The sequence below is a fragment of the Tenacibaculum sp. M341 genome (assembly GCF_004337695.1).
Lineage (GTDB): Bacteria > Bacteroidota > Bacteroidia > Flavobacteriales > Flavobacteriaceae > Polaribacter.
On the sequence record NZ_SJXJ01000113.1, the window covers coordinates 1 to 315 of the forward strand.

Here is a 315-nt window from a genome sequence, read left to right on the forward strand (position 1 = left end):
AAACTGATTGCTAGTTGTATTACTTTCATAAGTTATATGGTTTGGTTTGTAGTCTTTTAAGCTAATAGTTGCTAAAGTATCATTTTCAAAAGTTGTAGTTCCTTTATAAGTGCTTTTACTAACAACAGCTTCTTTTTTAGTATTCAAAGTTTGTAATGCTAAAATTTCTTCATTGGCTGTATTCGCTAATTTTAAAGCATTTACAAACCATGCATTACCATCTGCTTTTTTATTTTCTAAAACATCAGCATCACTTAAAATAAAGTATTTGGTATTCAACATATTTAGCAATCCAAAATCTGCTTGCTCTAGTTT

At 27.9% G+C, this 315-nt stretch carries 1 pseudogene; it reads right to left on the minus strand.

What is annotated here, in order from left to right:
- Nucleotides 1–282: pseudogene (locus EYW44_RS22420) on the minus strand (hypothetical protein); the annotation flags it as partial.
- Nucleotides 283–315 lie beyond the last annotated feature (33 nt).